At 56.7% G+C, this 1,336-nt stretch carries 2 protein-coding genes; both read right to left on the bottom strand.

Going from position 1 to position 1,336, the window contains the following annotated elements; all coding sequences use genetic code 11:
- Positions 1 to 306, bottom strand: a 306-nt coding sequence (locus ACXRVY_RS29510; protein WP_458239020.1) for a zeta toxin family protein, incomplete at its 3' end; no start/stop codon positions are given.
- 125 nt (positions 307 to 431) lie between these two features.
- Positions 432 to 1,336, bottom strand: a 905-nt coding sequence (locus ACXRVY_RS29505; protein ID WP_458239019.1) for an ATP-dependent DNA helicase, incomplete at its 5' end; no start/stop codon positions are given.

Here is a 1,336-nt window from a genome sequence, read left to right as displayed (position 1 = left end):
GAGTTCCCTGATAAACGCTTCTGAATGTTCGTAGGCGTGCAAGACACCGAGCTTGATCATATCGGCGTAATGCGGGTGTTTCTTTCGATATTCGGGCAGGTACAGTCGAATGTAGTTCCCGTAATTCCCGGATGGCAGCAAGCTCTTTTCCAGCAGGTAAGTCTTGCCCGAGCCCTCCACTCCCGCAGTGATCAGCAACTTTGGGATGGTTTCGGCAGTTTTGCCGGCGAAGAGCGTGGGGAAGATCTCGTCGAACGCCTGGGTCACGTCGTCTGGGGAGTAGCTGTATTGCGGTGCTTCTGACATACCTTGATTTCCTTATCAAAGAATTGGGTTGTGATATCCAGCCCCTTCAATAAAGCGTGCGTACGCCGATTGTTCAAGTCGTTGTTTAAATCAAGGTATGTATCTGTTTTTTAAGGTAAAAATCCCTACGACGCAGAGCGAAAAAACGTCGGAGCAATGGCCCACCAACGCGGCAACAACTGCTTGACCCTGTTCTCGCCAAAACGGTCGTCGATCAACATCACCACCCCTTGATCCTGCTGGGTGCGGATCACCCGTCCAGCGGCCTGCACCACTTTCTGTACGCCTGGAAACAGATAGGTGTAGTCGTAACCGGCGCCAAAAATGGCGGCCATGCGCCGTTTCAGTTGCTCGTTCACCGGATTGAGCTGCGCCAGCCCCAAGGTGGCGATAAATGCGCCGATCAGCCGGGCACCAGGCAAATCGATGCCTTCACCAAAGGCCCCGCCAAGCACCGCAAAACCGACACCCTGGCCGTCGGCGTGAAACCGATCGAGAAACTGCTGACGTTGCGCTTCGCTCATGCCTCGGGACTGCGACCACAGACTGATGTGCGGATGCTTCTCGGCGAGCAGCTGCGCCACCTGCCGCAAATAATCGAAGCTGCTGAAAAACGCCAGGTAATTGCCGGGGCGTGCGCAGAACTGTCTGGCGATCAAGTCCACGATCGGTTCGAGGGAGGACTGGCGATGCACGAACCGCGTGGAAATCTGGTCGACGATGTGCACTTGCAGTTGATCGGCATGAAACGGCGACTGGACGTCGATGCACACCGTGTCCGCCGGTGTCCCCAGTAAATCGGCGTAATAGTGCCGGGGGCTGAGGGTCGCGGAAAACAGCACCGTGCTGCGCGCGGCCGTCAGGCGCGGACGGATGAACCCGGCGGGAACCACATTGCGCAGGCACAACTGCGAGAGGTTGCGCTGGCGCTCCAGGTCGCGCTTGCTGATGTCGAACAGGAACTGCTCATCGAACAGCTCGGCCACCCGGAAAAAATGCAGCATGTCGAAGTAAAAACCCTGAAGTGCAC

This window comes from Pseudomonas sp. P5_A2_2 (assembly GCF_054177685.1).
Note: the sequence above shows the minus strand (reverse complement) of the source record. Positions and strands in the feature narration are given on the sequence as shown.